The 15607-nt window shown below is 65.8% G+C and carries 15 protein-coding genes; 4 read left to right on the top strand and 11 right to left on the bottom strand.

Annotated elements, in window-relative coordinates:
- The first annotated feature begins 27 nt into the window (after nucleotides 1-27).
- Entirely contained in the window at nucleotides 28-978 is a 951-nt protein-coding gene (gene accD / locus AC5STI_RS12640; RefSeq protein ID WP_475048024.1) for an acetyl-CoA carboxylase, carboxyltransferase subunit beta, read from the top strand.
- Between the two features lie 111 nt (nucleotides 979-1089).
- Complete coding sequence (locus AC5STI_RS12635) at nucleotides 1090-2358, top strand: bifunctional folylpolyglutamate synthase/dihydrofolate synthase (protein ID WP_495446907.1); 1269 nt, start codon at nucleotides 1090-1092, stop codon at nucleotides 2356-2358.
- A gap of 166 nt (nucleotides 2359-2524) precedes the next feature.
- On the opposite strand, the gene AC5STI_RS12630 is transcribed toward AC5STI_RS12635, so the two are convergent.
- Together AC5STI_RS12630 and zapE are read right to left on the bottom strand one after the other, a co-directional pair.
- Nucleotides 2525-3430: a bestrophin family protein gene (locus AC5STI_RS12630; RefSeq protein ID WP_495446906.1), complete on the bottom strand. Its 906-nt coding sequence runs from the start codon at nucleotides 3428-3430 to the stop codon at nucleotides 2525-2527.
- On the bottom strand, nucleotides 3427-4500 hold the full coding sequence (zapE, locus tag AC5STI_RS12625) for a cell division protein ZapE (protein WP_495446905.1): 1074 nt from the start codon (nucleotides 4498-4500) through the stop codon (nucleotides 3427-3429). Before zapE ends, AC5STI_RS12630 begins: the two co-directional genes overlap by 4 nt.
- A 220-nt stretch (nucleotides 4501-4720) precedes the next feature.
- On the opposite strand from zapE, the gene AC5STI_RS12620 reads away from it, so the two are divergent.
- Nucleotides 4721-5971 (top strand): MFS transporter, encoded by a 1251-nt coding sequence (locus AC5STI_RS12620; protein WP_495446904.1) that lies wholly within the window; start codon nucleotides 4721-4723, stop codon nucleotides 5969-5971.
- 91 nt (nucleotides 5972-6062) lie between these two features.
- Here AC5STI_RS12620 and AC5STI_RS12615 read toward each other — a convergent pair whose 3' ends face one another.
- The 7 genes from AC5STI_RS12615 to fghA form a co-directional block, all read right to left on the bottom strand.
- Nucleotides 6063-6992 (bottom strand): alpha/beta fold hydrolase, encoded by a 930-nt coding sequence (locus AC5STI_RS12615; RefSeq protein WP_495446903.1) that lies wholly within the window; start codon nucleotides 6990-6992, stop codon nucleotides 6063-6065.
- Nucleotides 6989-7906: an ornithine cyclodeaminase family protein gene (locus AC5STI_RS12610; protein WP_495446902.1), complete on the bottom strand. Its 918-nt coding sequence runs from the start codon at nucleotides 7904-7906 to the stop codon at nucleotides 6989-6991. Before AC5STI_RS12610 ends, AC5STI_RS12615 begins: the two co-directional genes overlap by 4 nt.
- A gap of 30 nt (nucleotides 7907-7936) precedes the next feature.
- A complete protein-coding gene (locus AC5STI_RS12605) occupies nucleotides 7937-8557 on the bottom strand; it encodes an HAD family hydrolase (RefSeq protein ID WP_495446901.1) in 621 nt (206 codons plus the stop codon).
- Nucleotides 8558-8563: 6 nt separating this feature from the next.
- Nucleotides 8564-9526, bottom strand: coding sequence for a DMT family transporter (locus AC5STI_RS12600; protein ID WP_495446900.1), 963 nt, complete (start codon nucleotides 9524-9526; stop codon nucleotides 8564-8566).
- Between the two features lie 286 nt (nucleotides 9527-9812).
- Nucleotides 9813-10268: a YaiI/YqxD family protein gene (locus AC5STI_RS12595; RefSeq protein ID WP_495446899.1), complete on the bottom strand. Its 456-nt coding sequence runs from the start codon at nucleotides 10266-10268 to the stop codon at nucleotides 9813-9815.
- Entirely contained in the window at nucleotides 10265-11755 is a 1491-nt protein-coding gene (sthA, locus tag AC5STI_RS12590; RefSeq protein WP_495446898.1) for a Si-specific NAD(P)(+) transhydrogenase, read from the bottom strand. The genes AC5STI_RS12595 and sthA overlap by 4 nt, the downstream gene beginning before the upstream one ends.
- Before the next feature lie 20 nt (nucleotides 11756-11775).
- Nucleotides 11776-12609 carry an S-formylglutathione hydrolase gene (gene fghA, locus AC5STI_RS12585; RefSeq protein WP_495446896.1) on the bottom strand — a complete coding sequence of 278 codons (834 nt, stop codon included), beginning with the start codon at nucleotides 12607-12609 and terminating at the stop codon, nucleotides 11776-11778.
- A 239-nt stretch (nucleotides 12610-12848) separates the two neighbouring features.
- Here fghA and AC5STI_RS12580 point away from each other — a divergent pair, with 239 nt between their 5' ends.
- Nucleotides 12849-13190: a cupin domain-containing protein gene (locus AC5STI_RS12580; protein WP_475047993.1), complete on the top strand. Its 342-nt coding sequence runs from the start codon at nucleotides 12849-12851 to the stop codon at nucleotides 13188-13190.
- On the opposite strand, the gene AC5STI_RS12575 is transcribed toward AC5STI_RS12580, so the two are convergent.
- Together AC5STI_RS12575 and mbfA are read right to left on the bottom strand one after the other, a co-directional pair.
- On the bottom strand, nucleotides 13187-14116 hold the full coding sequence (locus AC5STI_RS12575) for an AEC family transporter (protein WP_495446894.1): 930 nt from the start codon (nucleotides 14114-14116) through the stop codon (nucleotides 13187-13189). The genes AC5STI_RS12580 and AC5STI_RS12575 overlap by 4 nt on opposite strands.
- 387 nt (nucleotides 14117-14503) lie before the next feature.
- Entirely contained in the window at nucleotides 14504-15478 is a 975-nt protein-coding gene (gene mbfA / locus AC5STI_RS12570; RefSeq protein WP_475053034.1) for an iron exporter MbfA, read from the bottom strand.
- Between the last annotated feature and the right edge of the window lie 129 nt (nucleotides 15479-15607).

Raw genomic sequence — 15607 nt, 5'->3', positions numbered from 1 at the left:
AACCGCGCCCCCGGAGAGGCAAGCAATATGAACTGGATCACCAACTACGTCCGGCCCAAGATCAACTCGATCTTTTCGCGCCGCGAAGTGCCCGAGAACCTTTGGCAGAAATGCGATGAATGCGGCACCATGCTGTTTCACCGCGAGCTGAGCGACAATCAGAACGTCTGCACCAGCTGCGGCCATCATATGAACATCACGCCGCGCGACCGGTTCACCGCGCTGTTTGACGGCGGTGTCTTCACCGAGGTCGCGGTGCCGGAGCCGCTGACCGACCCGCTGAAGTTCAAGGATCAGAAGAAATATCCCGAGCGGATCAAGGCGGCGCAGAAGAAGACCGGCGAGAAAGACGCGATGCTGGTGGCCGCGGGCGAGATCGGCCGTACGCCCATTATCGCTGCTGCGCAGGACTTCTCCTACATGGGCGGCTCGATGGGCATGTATGTGGGCAACGCCATCATCGCCGCGGCCGAGGAAGCGGTGAAGCTGGGCCGCCCGCTGGTGCTGTTCTCGGCCGCTGGCGGCGCGCGGATGCAGGAAGGCATTCTGTCGCTGATGCAGATGCCGCGCACCACCGTTGCGGTGGAGATGCTGAAAGAGGCGGGGCTGCCCTATATCGTGGTGCTGACCCATCCGACCACCGGCGGTGTTACGGCGTCTTATGCGATGCTGGGCGATGTGCATATCGCCGAACCCAACGCGCTGATCTGCTTTGCCGGTCCCCGGGTGATCGAGCAGACCATCCGCGAGAAGCTGCCCGATGGCTTCCAGCGCGCCGAGTACCTGCTGGACCACGGCATGCTGGACCGGGTGACACCGCGCACCGAGATGCGCGAAGAGCTGATCACCATCATCCGCATGCTGATGGACCTGCCGCCGCAGGTGGTGGGCGATCTGCCGGTGCCGGAGAAGGAAGAGACTCCCCAGGCCGCAAATGCGCCGGCCGATGGCGCTCCCAGCGAAGAAGCTGCCGAGTAATCCGGTTTAAACAGATACGCATGGCCTATAAGGCCGGTCAGCGCCCGTCCCTTCAAGGGCGGGCGCTGTTCTTTGCGACCTAAGACACTCCGACCTGACAGGACCAGGCTGATGACCCAGACCTCCGACGCGATCCTCGCCCGCATGATGGCGCTGCACCCAAAGATCATCGACCTGACGCTGGACCGGGTCTGGCGGCTGCTGGAAGCGCTGGACAACCCGCAAGAAAAACTGCCGCCGGTGATCCACCTGGCGGGTACCAATGGCAAGGGCTCGACCCAGGCGATGATCCGGGCGGGTCTTGAGGGCATGGGAAAATCCGTCCACGCCTATACCTCGCCGCATCTGGCACGGTTCCATGAGCGGATCCGGCTGGCGGGGGAGCTGATCTCCGAGCCGCATCTGACCGAAGTGCTGGACGAGTGCTATGCAGCGAACAATGGCGGGAACATCACCTATTTCGAGATCACCACGGTGGCGGGGCTGCTGGCGTTTTCGCGCACGCCTGCGGATTACACCCTGCTGGAGGTCGGTCTGGGCGGGCGTCTGGACGCCACCAATGTGATTACGCCGGAGCTGTCGGTCATCACACCCATCTCCATCGACCACGAGCAGTTCCTGGGCAACACGCTGGCCAAGATCGCTGCGGAGAAGGCGGGGATCATCAAGCGCGGCGTGCCGGTTGTGGTCGGCCCGCAGCCCGAGGAGGCGATGAAGGTGATCGAGGCCACCGCCGCCCGTCTTGGCGCGCCGCTGATCGCCTATGGCCAGCACTGGCATGTCTACGAGGAGCGGGGGCGGCTGGTGTTCCAGGACGAAAACGGCCTGCTGGACCTGCCGCTGCCGGCCCTGCTGGGCGCGCATCAGATCCAGAACGCCGGCGCGGCGCTGGCGGCGCTGCGCCATCTGGGGGCGGATGAGGCGGCTTGCGAAGCCGCGATGCTGAATGCCGAATGGCCTGCGCGGATGCAGAAGCTGAAAACCGGCCCGCTGGTGGAGGCCGCACCGGAGGCCGAGCTGTGGCTGGACGGCGGCCACAACGCCGCGGCCGGCGTGGCGCTGGCGGATGTTCTGGCGAAACTGCCCGAACGCCCCACGCACCTCATCTGCGGCATGCTGAACACCAAGGACGTGAGCGGCTACATGGCCCCGCTGGCACCGCATGTTGCAAGCCTGACCGCCATTTCGATCCCGGATGAGGTGAACACGCTGAGTGCCGAGGAAACCGAAGCCGCAGCGAAATCCGTGGGCATCGCCGCGGGCACCGCGGAGAGCACCATGGCGGCGCTGCAGGCGATCATCGCCAAGGACCCGCAGGCGCGGGTGCTGATTTGCGGCTCGCTGTACCTGGCAGGCCATATCCTGCGCGAAAACGGCTGAGATTTGCGGCGGCGGGGAGGCTCTCCCGCCCGGCTTCGATCTGACGATCTCATCCCGTTGGGCCAGGCGCCGCTGGCGCGGCGCGGCCGCTTTTCATCTTTCCGGAAGTACTCCGGGGGTGAGGCCGTGAGGCCGAGGGGGCAGCGCCCCCTGACCCGCTCTGCCTTCAATCCAGGACGTAGTTCAAAGGCTCCAGCCGGGGCGGCACCTCGCGGCCCAGGGCGTTGCAGACCGAGATTTCCATCACCCGGCACATGGCGCTCAGCGGGACGGAGTTGGCCTGTTTGCGGAACGGGTGCTCCAGCTCATGCGTCACCTGGGCCAGGCCGAAGAAGACATAGGCCGCCACCGCCGCCACCAGCGGCTCGAACCAGCCGGCGCTGTCCAGCAGGGCAAAGGGCAAGAGCAGGCAGTAGAGATAGGTCGTGCGCCAGACCAGCAGGGAATAGACGAACGGCAGGGGCGTGGTCAGCAGCCGCTCATTGCCGGCCTGAGCGGCCGGGAAAGCGGCCAGCCTTTCAGCCAGGGCGCGCTGGCCGAAACCGTCAATGCGGCCGTCCTCTGCCATCTCGCGCAGCCGGGTGGCGATGTCCTGCAGGGCGGCATTCGGGGCATTGGTGTTCTTGAGCAGCGCCTCCGCCGCTTCCGGCCCGGCCCAGTGGCGGACGGTCTCTGCCACCTCATCGCCGCGCAGCTGGGCGCGGTGCAGGTGGTGGAAAGCCAGGATGCGGGTCAGGATGTAATCCTCATCGGGGCCTTTCCCGGCGAATATCCGCAGCTCCTGCGCCAGGCTGCGCACGTCGGAGACCATGCGGCCCCAGATCCGCCGCGCCTCCCACCAGCGCTCATAGGCGGCGTTGTTGCGGAAGCTGAGGAACAGCGACAGCGACAGGCCGAACACTCCCATCGCGCCGATCGAGATTTCCGGCATCGCCACGACGTAGCGGTCCAGCACAAGCACCAAGAGCGCCCAGAGCGCGGCGCCGATGATGTTGGGCAGGATCTGCGGCACCACGGACCCGTTCAGGATCAGGAAGATCTCCCAGCGGCTGGGCGTGTCGCGGACGATCATGGCGCGGCGGTGCCCCAGTCCTTGTCCTGCATCTCGCGCAAGCGGGAGGCGGTGCGTTCGAACTCAAAAGTGCCCTCACCCTCGACATAGAGCATTTCGGGCTGCGCCGCGGCGGAGCAGATCAGCCGCACCCGCGCCTCATAGAGGGCGTCGATCAGGGTGACGAAACGTTTGGCCTCGTTGAAGTTGTTGCGGCTGAGGCGGGGGATGTCCTCCATCACCAGAACCTTCACTTCCTCGGCGATGGCCAGATAGTCGCCCGGCCCCAGCATCTTGCCGCAGAGGTCATAGAAAGTGGCCCGCGCCACCCCGTTGCGGAAGGCGGGCAGGGTAACCTCGCGGCCTTTCACCTCCAGCGTCAGCGGCTGTGCCGGGCCGCCCGACAAATCCTCCCAGATCGCGCGGATCTGGGCGCGGGCTTCAGCGTCGACGGGCGCGAAATAGACCTGCGCGCCGGTCAGCCGGTCCTGGCGGTAATCAGTGGCGCTGACCATCTCATGAACTTCCATCTGCGCCTTGATCAGGTCGATGAAGGGCAGGAACAGCTGCCGGTTCAGCCCGTTTTTATAAAGGTCGTCCGGCACCCGGTTGGAGGTGGTGATCACGGTGACGCCGGCGGCGAACAGCGCCTCGAACAAACGTCCAACAATCATCGCGTCGGTGATGTCGGTGATCTGCATCTCGTCAAAGGCCAGGAGCCGCACCGAGTCCGCCACGTCCTTGGCCACCGGCGCCAGCGCGTCCTCGACCCCGTTCTGGCGGGCCTCGTGCATCTGGGTGTGGATTTCCTGCATGAAGGCGTGGAAATGCACCCGCCGCGAGGGGATGCCGTCCAGGCTGTCGACAAACAGGTCCATCAGCATCGACTTGCCGCGGCCCACGCCGCCCCAAAGGTAGAGCCCCTTGACCGTCTGGTATTCCGCCTTGCGGAAGAAGCCGCGTTTCACAGGCGGCGCCTTTAATCCTTCTGCGATGCGGTCGAAATGGGGAAGCACGGCTTCCTGGGCCGGGTCGGGCTTCAATTCGCCCGCGTCGATCTTCTGCCGGTAAAGCGCACTCAAATGGGTCATGGGGACAGGGATAGCGCGGGGCGCGGGGGATGGGAAGTTCCTCGTGCGCTCGCGGTGCCAAGGAGTGTTTTGCGTAAGGCAGGACGGATCAGCTCTTCTGACCCGGCCAGGGCCTAAGAAGCCTGTCACATCAATTTTCCTTAACCATGCGCGCAAAATTCCTGATTTGACCGGCCGCCAGATTTCCCTGAGAGTTCTGCAGCTTGCCAGGAGAGACGCTATGGACCGTTCAGCGCCGCTGTTTACCCCCGTTCTGATCGTGGGCTGCATCATCATCATGGTGAGCTTTGCGGTGCGCGCTTCCTTTGGCGTCTTTCAGATCCCGATTGCCGAGGAGTTCGGCTGGCTGCGCGCGGAGTTCTCGCTGGCGATTGCTATCCAGAACCTGGCCTGGGGCATCGGGCAGCCGGTATTCGGCGCCATTGCCGAGAAGATCGGCGACCGCAAGGCGATCGTCATGGGGGCGATTGTCTATGCCGCCGGGCTGGTGCTGAGCGCCTGGTCAACGACGCCGTTTGAGATGCAGGCCTATGAGTGGCTGGTGGGCTTTGGCATCGCGGGCACCGGGTTTGGCGTGGTGCTGGCGGTTGTGGGCCGCGCCAGTTCCGACGAGAACCGCTCGATGTCCTTGGCGATTGTCACCGCGGCCGGGTCTGCCGGGCAGATCTTTGGCGCGCCAACGGCAGAGTGGATGCTGGGGTTCCTGCCCTGGCAGACGATTTTCCTGCTGTTTGCGGGCGTGGTGCTGGCGCTGATTGCTTTCTTGCCGCTGATGCGGGCGCCGGAGGCGGCCTCCAGGCTGGAGCTGGAAGAGAGCATGGGGGCGATCCTGATGAAGGCGTTCAAGGATCCGTCCTACACGCTGATCTTCCTGGGCTTTTTCAGCTGCGGCTATCAGCTGGCCTTTGTCACCGCGCATTTCCCGGCCTTTGTGACTGAGATGTGCGGGCCGATCCTGCCGGGCGGTGCGCTGCATTCGATCGGGATCACCACCACCTCCGCGCTGGGGGCGGCGGCGATTTCGCTCATTGGCGCGGCCAATGTGGGCGGCACGCTGCTGGCGGGGTATCTGGGCAAGCGGTATTCCAAGAAATACCTGCTGGCGGCGATCTATGCCGGGCGGACGATTGCGGCGGCGGCCTTCATCATATTCCCGATCACACCGCTGTCGGTGATCATCTTCTCGGTTGCCATGGGCTCGCTGTGGCTGGCGACGGTGCCGCTGACCTCCGGCCTGGTCGCGCATATCTACGGGCTGCGCTACATGGGAACGCTCTATGGCATCGTGTTCTTCAGCCACCAGCTGGGCAGTTTCCTGGGCGTCTGGCTGGGCGGGCGGATGTATGACGCCTATGGCGATTACACCCTGGTCTGGTGGATCGGCGTCGGTGTCGGGGCGTTCAGCGCGATTGTGCATCTGCCGGTGAAGGAGCGGCCGCTGCGGGCCGCCCCGGCTGCGGTAGCGGCGTGACGCCTGCGGTGTGCTGCGTGGCGGGCCGAGGAGCCGGGGCCAGCCCCGGACCCCGGAGTATTTAGGGAAAGATGAAAAGCGCGGGCGGCGTTTACATCAGGCCGCGGCGGTGGTTTTGGGCGATGATCTCCAGCACCTGGTCCGTGTGGGTATAAGGCAGTCCGTGGCCTGCGCCGGGGATTTCCTCCTGCCGGACGGATCGGGCGCGTTCGGCCAGGCGGCCGGGCGAGCTCGGAGGTATCACCGCATCCTCCTGTCCCCAGATGGCCAGGGCCGGAACGCCCTTGCTGTGCAGGCTGCGGAGCTCTTCGGTGAAATCCTCGTTCAGGATGCCGCGCAGGGACGCGAGCACGGCGGGAACAAAGCCCCGGTAGCCCAGCTCCTGCTGCTGCAGGTCGATGATGCCGGGGACGGAGGAGGGCAGGCTACGCTCTGCCTGAGTGCTGCGGATGTGCAGGGCGGGGTAGATGGCGTGCATCAGCCAGCCGCCAAAGACCGGCACATTGCGGATGATGTGTATCAAGCGGCCGTCGCTGCGGCCGAAACCGGCAGGGGCCAGCAGGATCAGCTCGCGCAGGCGGGTGGGGTGGGCCGCCGCAAAAGCGGTGGCAATGGCGCCGCCCATGGAATAGCCGATCAGGGTGACATCATCGCCCACCTCCTGATCTGCCAGCAGCTCCTCCAGCTGGGTGAGGAAGAATGCGCTGTCCTGCGGGCCTGCGGGGCGGTCCGAATAGCCGCGCCCGTAGAGGTCATAGGTCAGCACCCGGTAGCCCAGGGCGCCCAGGCCCTTGGCGATGCCGTTCCAGACGAAAGACGGTGTGGTGAGGCCGTGGACGCAGACCGCGACGGGCCCGCGCAGGGGGCCGGTCCAGCGGTAATGGGTGCAGCCGCCGGGCAGCTGAGCCAGCGCGCCGGGGGCGGTCTGCCGGGCCTTGGCGTTCATCGGCTTGCGCAGATGCTCGCGCAGGAAGGGCGCAAGTGCAATTGCCAGAACGGCAAGGGCCAGCAGCCAGATCATGCCCGGGCCTTCCACTTCTGCAGGATGTGGTGGCTGGTCATCAGGTCCAGATGGGCGCCGCCGCCGTTCTTGAACAGGGTGATCTGTGCGGGATCGAAGGCGGGGAACCGGTCAAGGCTGTAGCAGTCCGCCAGCACATCGCTGCGCTGGATGGTGCCTGCAGCCAGCGGGATTTTGAACTCGCCGATATGGTCGAGGGTGGTGTCGAAGCTGTCGCAGTAGATCTGCGCGCGTTTGAGCGCTTCATCGTCGGCTTCGCGCATGTCGGGGCGGTAGGCGCCGATCATGTTGAGGTGCTGGCCGGGGCGAAGCCATTCGCCCTTGATCACCGGGTCGGAGGACATGGTGCAGGTGACTATGATATCCGCCGCGCGCACCGCCGGTTCCAGGTCGGGTGCGTGTTTGGTGCCGGGATATTGGGCGCAGAGGTCTTCTGCCTTGGAGGCGGTGCGGTTCCAGACCCGGATCTGCGCCTGCGGGAACCCGGCGCCGAAAGCTTCGATCAGGGAGGCGCCGACGGTGCCCGCGCCGACGATCAGCACCTCTTGCGCCTCCGGGTTGGCCAGCCGCAGGGCGCCCAGCAGGCTGTCGCCGGCGGTCTTCCATTTGGTCACCAGGTGGAAATCCACCAGCGCCTCAGGCGTGCCGTCTGTGTCGGAGTAGAGGCAGACCGAGCCGTTGATCATCGGCTTGCCCGCATCCGGGTTGCGCGGGAAGATATTGGCGGTTTTCACCGCGATGCCCAGCCCGTCGATCCAGGCGGAGCGGCTGAGCAGCGTGTCGGGATCGCGGTAGAGGAAGGTATCGCCGATCTCGGCCTTGGGCAGATCGTGGCTGGCGGCCAGCGCGTCAGCAAAGCTGACCCAGTCCAGCAGCGCCTCGCCCTCTTCAAAGGTGATGAATGGGATGCTCATGTGCCTGTCGTCCTTCCTGTGCGTGCCGCCTTATGCGGCCTCTTGTTCTGTCAGCAGCCTTTCCTGCACCAGCCGTGCGGCAAAGGGGCCGGGCGCGGTGAACAGATGGGTCTGCCAGCCGCGCGCGCGGGCGGCTTCGATGTTTTCGGGGCGGTCGTCGGTGAACAGCAGCCGGTCCGGCGCAACCCCGGTTTCGCGTTCGAGAATGGCATAGATTTCCGGTTCTGGCTTGATGCATTTCAGATGCGCGGAGACAAATGTGCGGTCGAAGCCACGTAAGGCGGGGTAGGTTTCGCAGGCGAGCTCGAACGTCTCGGCACCGAAGTTGCTGAGGGCGAAGACCGGGATGTGTTTGGCTTGCAGCGCCTGCATCAGGCGGACGGTGCGGGGGATCGCGCGCGGCACCATCTTCAGCCAGCAGTCGTGCCACCAGCGGATTTCCTCAGCCCAGTCCGGGTGCTGCTGTGCCAGAGCATAGACGCTTTCGCGGAAGGGGTGGCTGCGGTCGACGTTCAGGTTCATATCGTGCAGAGGCACTTGATCGAACAGCTGCTTGCGGCGGGCCGGGCCGATGCGGCTGTCGTAGAAGCGTTCCGGCTCCCATTCGATCAGCACGCGGCCGATGTCGAAGACGACGGCATCAATGGGCATCTAGGGTCATCCTTCTGCGCGCGGGCGGGGCCGCGGGGCGGGGCGGCTGCGGCGGGTTTCGCGCCAGACGGAGACCAGGCCGGAGGCGATGATGAGCGCGCTGCCGGCCCAGACCGCCGCATCGGGCCATTCGTTGAAGACCAGCACGCCCCACAGGACCGACATCGGCATGGCGATGTATTCGAAAGGTGCTGCCAGCGCGGCCTCGTTCATGCGGTAGGCCTGGCTGACCAGATAGCCGCCGATCGACCCGGCGAGGCCGACGCCGATCAGGTAGGGCCAGTCCTGCGGTGCGGGCCAGATCCAGGCGCGCAGGAGGAAGTCGAAGGCGGGGCTGCCGCCGCTGGCAAAGCGGCCGTCGCCGAAGATCAGGCCGGCCAGGGCGCTGAGGATCAGGAAGCCCATCATCGGGTAGAAGGCAAGCGTGGCGCCGGCCTCTGTCCCGCCTGCGCGGCGGGTCAGCACGTGCAGGGTGGCATAGCCGCAGGCGCCCAGCAGCGGCAGGAGGGCGGCGGGCTGGAAGGTGCCGGGGCCGGGGCGCATGATGATCAGAACGCCCAGGAAGCCCGCAAACACCGCGCCCCAGCGCCAGGGGCCGGGGCGCTCGCCCAGGAACAGCGCTGACAGGGCGGTGACGATCAGCGGTGTGGCAAAGGCGATGGCCACAGCTTCGGCCAGCGGCAGGATGGCGACACCGGTAAAGAAGAAGATATTGGCGAAGAACACCACCAGGCAGCGCGCGAGGTGCAGCTTGGGCTGGTGGGTGCGCAGCAGGTGGTAGCCGCCCTCAAGCGGCACGATGATGGCGAGCATCACCGCCACCGCGATGACGGAGCGGAACAGGACGATCTCATAGAGCGGGTAATCGCCCGAGAGGAACTTGAAGACCATGTCGATGACGGAGAAGGCAATACCCGCGCCGGCCGCGGCGAACAGGCCGGGGACGCTGACCTTCATCTCTGCGCTCATGCCGTAGCCCTCCCGTCTCCTGCCCTTGATCAGTGGCGGATTTGATCTGACCGGGCAATGGGCCGGGGCGGAAAAATGCAATTTTTACGGGCAAAATTCCGGGGCGGAATTTTCGGCCGCAGAACGTGGGGTTCGGGGCTCGGGGAGGGGTGTGATTTCTTGCTGAGAAGCGGTTCAGGGTCAGGTCTGCCCTGAACGCGCCTGCCCGAGTGTTTGCCGGCCTGATCCCGCGTCAAGGCCAGGCCGCGCTTGCGCGCGGTCCGCTGCGCGGAGCCTTGACCCGGTATCAGGCCTGTTTGGCGGCGCGCAGCTCGCGCTCCAGCGCGTCGAGGAAGCGGGAGCGGTCGGCCTTGGTGAAGCCCTTGCCGCCGCCCTGAACCCCCAGCGGGTTGGCGGCGCGCAGGTCGGCCATCAGGTCGCGCATCGCCAGCTGCTGGCCGATGTTGGCTTGGGTGAAGCGCTCGCCGTTGTGGCGCAGCACGCGGGCGCCGGCCTCGATGCATTTGGCGGCCAAGGGGATATCTCCGGTGACCACCACATCGCCGGGGCCGCAGCGCTCTGCGATCCACATGTCGGCCACATCGGCGCCCTCGGACACGATCACGTTTTCGACCAGCGGGTTCTGCGAAGGCCGCAGGCCGCCGTTGGAGACCACGAACATGCGCAGCCCGTGGCGGGTGGCAACCCGCTCGGCCTCCTGCTTCACGGGACAGGCGTCGGCGTCGATGTAGAGGGCGGTCACTCTGCCGCCTTCTTCTCTGCTTCGGGTTTTTTCTCCGCCTTCGGCGCTGCCTTGGCCTTGCGGGCGGGTTTCTTGACCTTGAACTCTTCCGGGATCGGCATCCGGTTGAAGGCGTCGAGACCGGCGATCTTATAGGCCTCGGCCAGGGTCGGGTAGTTGAAGGTGTTCTGCACGAAGTAGTCCACCGTGCCCTTGAGGTTCAGCACCGCCTGGGCGATGTGAATGAGCTCGGTCGCGCCTTCGCCGACGATCTGCACGCCCAGCACCCGGCGGGTTTTCAGCGAGAACAGCATTTTCAGCATGCCGTGCTCCAGCCCCATGATATGGCCGCGGGAGGTTTCGCGGAAGCGGGCGACGCCGACCTCGTAAGGGATGCCGCGCTCCTTCAGTTCTTCCTCGGACATGCCGCAGGTGGACATTTCCGGCACCGAGTAGATGCCGTAGGGATACCAGGGGCTTTCCGGCAGGGTCGGGGTTTCCAGCGCGTGGCAGGCGGCGACGCGGCCCTGCTGCAGCGAGGTGGAGGCCAGCGACGGGTGGCCGATCACATCGCCGGTGGCATAGATGTTCGGCACCTCGGTCTGGTAGGTCTTGCGGTCCACCGACAGGCGGCCGCGGTGGTCTGTCTTGAGGCCGACGGCGTCCAGGTTCAGCGCATCGGTGGCGCCCATGCGGCCGGCCGCAAACAGCAGCATTTCGCCGCGCACGTGGCGGCCGTTGGCCAGCGAGACCTCGATATGCTCGCCCGCATCCTCGATGCTTTCCACCGCGGAGCCGAGCCGCAGATCGACGCCGTTCTCGCGGATCTGGTGGGTGAAGTCCTGAATCAGGGTCTTGTCGATGAAGTCGAGGAAGGTCTCGCGCGGTTCGATCAGGGTGACACGGACGTCGAGGGCGGAGAACATGGTGGCATATTCCACCCCGATCACCCCGGCGCCAATGACCACCAGCGAGCGCGGGATCTCGGCCATCTCCAGGAACTCGTCGCCGTCCACGACGGTCTTGCCGTTGAACGGGACGTAATCCGGGCGGTAGGTGCGGGTGCCGGTGGCGATCAGGAATTTCTCCGCCGTCATCCGGGTGGTTTCGCCGGCTTCGGTGGCGACCTCGACTTCGTTCGGGCCGATGAATTTCGCCAGCCCGTTCAGCGTGTCGACATGGTTGCGGTTGAACTGATGCTCCAGCACGTCGACCTCGTAGTCGAGGGTCATGTGCAGGCGCGCCTTCAGGTCGTTCGCTTCGATCTGGTCCTTCACCCGGTAGGAGCGGCCATAGAACGAGCGCTCGCGCCAGCCGGAGAGGTTCAGCACGGTTTCGCGCAAGGTTTTCGACGGGATGGTGCCGGTGTGCACCGAGACCCCGCCGAGCCGGTCCTTGCGGTCGATCACCAGCACCCGGCGGTGCAGCTTGCCCGCCTGGATGGCAGCGGCGCGGCCCGAGGGGCCGGAACCGATGATGATCAGGTCATAATCAAATTCGTCACTCATGGCCGCGTTCCTTGTCTTCTTTAGTTCTGGTACAGCGCGTCGGCGTGGAAGGAGACATGCTCCTCCATGAAGGTCGACACGAAGAAATAGCTGTGGTCATAGCCTGGCTGCATCCGCAGGGTGGCCTGCTGGCGGCGTTCGGCAACCGCGTGGGCCAGCGCCTCGGGCTTCAGCAGATCGATGAACTGGTCCGAGGTGCCGGTGTCGATCAGGATCGGGCCGTCGAAGCCTTTCTCGCGCATCAGCAGGGTGGCGTCGTGCTTGGCCCAGTTTGCCTCGTCGTCGCCCAGATAGGCGCTCAGCTGCTTGCGGCCCCAGTCCGACTGGGTCGGGTTGGAGATCGGCGCGAAGGCGGAGACCGATTTGTAGCGGCCCGGCAGGTTCATCGCCAGCGTCAGCGCGCCGTGGCCGCCCATGGAGTGGCCGGTGATCGCCTGGCGGTCCAGGTCGATGGCGAATTTCTCGCCCAGCAGTGCGGGCAGCTCCTCGGCCACGTAGTCCCACATGCGGAAATGCGGCGCCCAGGGGTCCTGGGTGGCGTTCACGTAGAAGCCCGCGCCCTGGCCCAGGTCATAGGCCTCGTCATCTGCCACGCCTTCGCCGCGGGGCGAGGTGTCGGGGAAGACGATGGCGATGCCCTGCTCGGCGCACCAGGCCTGGGCGCCTGCCTTGGTCATCGCGTTTTCATGGGTGCAGGTGAGGCCCGAGAGGTACCAGAGCACCGGCACCGGGCCGTCCTTGGCCTCTTCCGGCAGGAACAGGCCGAATGTCATGTCGCCGCCGGTGGCGCTGCTGGCGTGTTTGTAGACGCCCTGGGTGCCGCCAAAGGCACGGTTCTCGGAAACGGTTTCCATGGTGAGGCTCCTCAAATCTGTTAGCCCTATCGCTATCGCCAGATTGCCGCAGCGTCCAGCGGGAGGGCGGCGGCAATTCCGGTTTTTGCGGCAGAAGGCTTGCGAAACTGCAAACTTCGCGGGGGCAGGGGGCGGATTTCTGGCAGAAGATGTCAGGCAGCGCCGGTGCAAAGGAGAAGCTGGACAGCTGCGCCCAAAGCCGCGACAGTCTGCAGCCGGAGCAGCAGGGAGAGCAGGCCATGAGCAAGTTTCTGAGAGTGACCACCAGCGCCGCGGAGCCGGAGACAGAGCGCCCGGACCCGGCCAAGGTGATCGCCGGCGATCCGGTTTTCACCACCTGGAATGCGGAAGAGGCCGACGGGCTCTATTGCGGCATCTGGCAGGCGACGCCAGGGAAGTGGCGGATTGCCTATGATGAGTGGGAATACTGCCGCATCCTGGAAGGCCGCTCGGTGATCACCGGCGAGGACGGTACGGAATATCCGCTGGCGGCGGGGGACAGCTTCATCCTGCGGCCCGGTTTCCGCGGCACCTGGGAGGTGATCGAGACCACCCGCAAGGATTACGTGATCCGGCTTTAGGGGCCGGAGACCCAGGCGATCACCGCGGGTACGGTAATGATCGACAGCACAGTGGAGATGAAGATTGCGGCGGAAGCCCGGTGCGGGGCCACGCCGTAGTGCTGTGCCAGCATGTAGACATTGCCTGCCACCGGCAGCGACGCGGCGGCGATGGCGACGGAGGCGGAGAACGGCGCGGCCGGGATCAGCCACAGCACCGCGACGGCGACGCAGGCCGGGTGCAGCACCAGCTTGGCAAAGCTGAGCCAGCCCGCGACCTGCACCCGTTCGGCCGATTTCGAGGCCAGCGAAGCGCCGATGGCAAACAGTGCGCCGGGGGTGGCGGCGCCGCCCAGGATGGTCAGGAAGTCGTTGACAGGCACCGGGATCGGCAGCGCCGATGCCGACCAGGCGAGGCCCGCGACGATGGACAGGATCATCGGGTTCTTCAGCAGGCCCAGCCCCACCAGTTTCAGGGTCGCCAAACCCAAGCCCTGGCCGCGGCCCGCGTTGATCAGGATGACGATCAGCGAGGAAAACACGACTAGGTCGACGCTGAGAACCACCATCATCGGCGCGGCGGAGGCCGGGCCGAACAGGATCGCCATCATCGGCAGGCCAAGGAAACCGACATTGCCGATGGCGGCGCATTGCGCCTCTACTGCCGCGGTTGGCACGTCCAGGCCGCGGGCCATGGCAACCGCCGTCACCAGCAGATAAACCGCCAGGGTGCCGGCCAGGTAGCCGAGGATCAGCGTGGGGTCGAAGACCTCGGCAAAGGACAGGTTGGCGGCAAAGCCGAAGATCATCGCCGACAGCGGGAAGTAGAACACGAAGCGGGTGAGATAGGCGGTGGCTTCCTCGGTGAAGAAGCGGCTGCGCCCGGCCCAGTAGCCGAGGCCGATGATTGCGAAGAAGGGAAGGGTGCGGAAGAAGATCTCGGCCATGGGGAATTGGTAACAAGAGGTGACCAATTGGCAAGGGCTGTTTTTGGGGCAGGCTTTGAGCAGGCGAGGGGGTGCTCCCGCCTGCTCATGGGCGTTCAGGTGAATGCCCTTCGCAGTTGGGCGTGGCCCCGTGCGCTGCACGGGGCAAGAGGTTCTGCTGAGACGCGCTCTACGGGCAGATGTGCCCTGAGAGCGCCTGGTCAATTGTGTGACCGGGCTGTCCCGCGTCAAGGGTGAACCGCGCCTAGGCGCGGCGGCGCCGCCGCCCTTGACCCAAGAAAGCCCGGTGGGGCAATACGCCCCCGCAGCGCGCCAGCGCTGCCGGGCCCAACCGGGGAGGGGCAGCCTTTGGCTGTTCTGGAGCGGGCGGGAGGGCTTCCCTCACTCCTAACCGCTGCCGATCAGGGCGCCGGCGCCCAGCACCAGGGCGCCGCCTAGGACAACCTGCATCGTGGCGCGCCAGAAGGGGGTTTGCATGAATTTGTTCTGGATCCAGGCGATGGCCCAAAGTTCCACAAACACGATCAGCAGCGCCAGCGTGGTGGCGGTCCAGAACTCCGGGATCAGGTAGGGCAGCGCGTGGCCGAGGCCGCCCACGGTGGTCATGATGCCGGAGGCCAGCCCGCGTTTGATGGGGGAGCCGCGGCCCGAAAGTTCTCCATCATCCGAGGCGGCTTCCGTGAAACCCATCGAGATGCCCGCCCCGACCGAGGCCGCCATGCCGACCAGAAAGGTGGTCCAGGTGTCCTGGGTGGCAAAGGCGGTGGCAAAGATCGGCGCCAGGGTAGAGACCGAGCCGTCCATCAGCCCGGCCAGCCCCGGCTGCACCCAGGTGAGGACAAACTGGCGGTGGGCGGCGCGGTCCTCGTCTGCGCGGGTGCCGTCGTCCAGATGCGCCTCTTGCAACTCACCGGCGCGGGCCTGGTGCCCGGCCTCAGCCGCGGCCAAGTCGCCCAGCAGCTTGCGGGTCGCAGCGTCCCGGGTGCGGGCGGCGGCGGCGGTGTAGAAGCGTTCGGCGTCGCGCTCCATTGCGCGGGCCTCGTCGCGGATGCGGTCCAGGCTGAGGTTCTCCATCAGCCAGATGGGGCGGCGGGCATAGTAGCCTGCCACATGCTCGCGCCGGATCAGCGGGATGGCGGGGCCGAACCGCGCCTCATGCAGGGCAATCAGCCGGGCGCGGTGCTCGTCCTCTTCCGCCGCCATGCCGTCGAACATCGCCGCGGTTGCCGGATAATCCGCCCGCAGCCGCTCCGCATAGCTGCGGTAGATACGCGCATCGTCCTCCTCGGATGCAATTGCCAGGGCAAGAACCTCCTGCCCGGTCAGGTCCGCAAACTGTTTGCGCTGAGTGAAAAACCGCATCATCTGCCCTCTAGTTTAGAATTATTCTAAACATAGCGAGTCCCCGTGGCACCGCAAGATGGCGCGTCAGCCTTGTTGCAAAGCGGCGGCCCGGATTACATTAGAGGCAGGCCCTGCACCCTGCAGCCC

It is taken from the genome of Leisingera sp. CC-HEC096 (genome assembly GCF_059429235.1).
Note: the sequence above shows the minus strand (reverse complement) of the source record. Positions and strands in the feature narration are given on the sequence as shown.